Raw genomic sequence first — 1,253 nt, forward strand, 5'->3', positions numbered from 1 at the left:
CGCTCCGCTCCCGCGCTCCTCAGTCCAGTCGCCGGCGCGTCCGAACGAAGTCCCTCAGGGCGGGGAACGTGGGCACGTCCCTGCGAGCTCAATGGTGGTGCCGACGGGTGGATCTCAGGCGGCGTCGGCCAGTCGGCCCGGCCAGCGGCGGGGATCGGTCAGGCCCTTGAGGCCCCGACTCACGTCGTAGCCCGCCGCGCCCAGGCGCCCACGGGAGGCCGAGAGCATCTCCCGGGTCCCCGGCATGAACGCATGGTCGTGCACGTGTTCCGGGACCGCGTTCATGGCCAGCCGGAACGCCCGCAGTCCCGCGGTCACTGTGCTCGCGGGCACCTCAGGCAGTACCCCGTACATCCGCCGCGCCCAGTCGGGCAGCGAGTAGTAGCACAGCGCGCCGAACGGGAAGTACGCCGGCTTTCCGGGGGTGAGCGCCCGCAGCTCGGCGGGCAGGCGCGGCCACAGCAGGAAACGCACCGTGGACGCCGCCTCCGGGGTGACCCTCAGCCGGGAGTGCACCGAGGCGAAGTACGCCTCCAGCTCGGCCATGGAACCGGGGACGTCCTCGGCGTGCAGACCGACATAGGTGGCACTGCGGCGCTGCTCGGCCAGGTAGCGGTCGGCCTGCCGGTCGCTGAGCCCCAGACCCGCCCGCCGTGCCACGGACAGGTAGGACGAGACCTCCGCGCAGTGCACCCACAGCAGCAGCTCCGGGTCATCCACCCGATGGACTTTGCCGGTGTCCGGGTCGTCGATGCGCAGCTGCCGGTGGATCCCCCGGACCCGCCGGCCGATCTCGTCAGCTTCCGCCGGGCTGCCGAAGGTGACCCGGCCCACGAAGTCCGCAGTGCGGCGGAGCCTCCCGAACGGGTCCTCCTGGAAGGTGGAGTTCTGCCAGACCCCCCGCATCGCAAGCGGGTGCAGCGCCTGGAGCATGAGCCCCCGGACCCCGCCCACCCACATGGAACGGTCGATGTGTACCAGCCACGTCACCGTGTGCGGCGGCTGGACGACAATGTCTTCGATGCTCTCCATAGTAAGTAAATAATTACATCCCATTCGACGCATCGTCCAACAGGCCCCCCATAACAGCCCGAACCCCGCCAAGCAGTGACATCCAACCTCACCACCCCTCCCCCGGGGACGCGCCCACGCTCCCCACCCTGAGGGACTTCCGTTCGGACGCGCCGACGACTGGACCGAGGAGCGAAGGAGCCCGCGAGGGTGCGCCGGTGACTGGACTGAGGAGCGAAGGA

1 protein-coding gene is annotated in these 1,253 nt (G+C 70.2%); it reads right to left on the reverse strand.

The genetic code is table 11. The features are described 5' to 3' along the window. Positions 1-114: 114 nt before the first annotated feature. The gene (locus tag ABD841_RS40465; RefSeq protein WP_344982386.1) at positions 115-1,032 is read right to left on the reverse strand and encodes an oxygenase MpaB family protein; all 918 of its coding nucleotides are present in this window, start codon (positions 1,030-1,032) and stop codon (positions 115-117) included. Between the last annotated feature and the right edge of the window lie 221 nt (positions 1,033-1,253).

The sequence above is a fragment of the Streptosporangium fragile genome (genome assembly GCF_039534445.1).
Taxonomy (GTDB): Bacteria; Actinomycetota; Actinomycetes; order Streptosporangiales; family Streptosporangiaceae; genus Streptosporangium; species Streptosporangium fragile.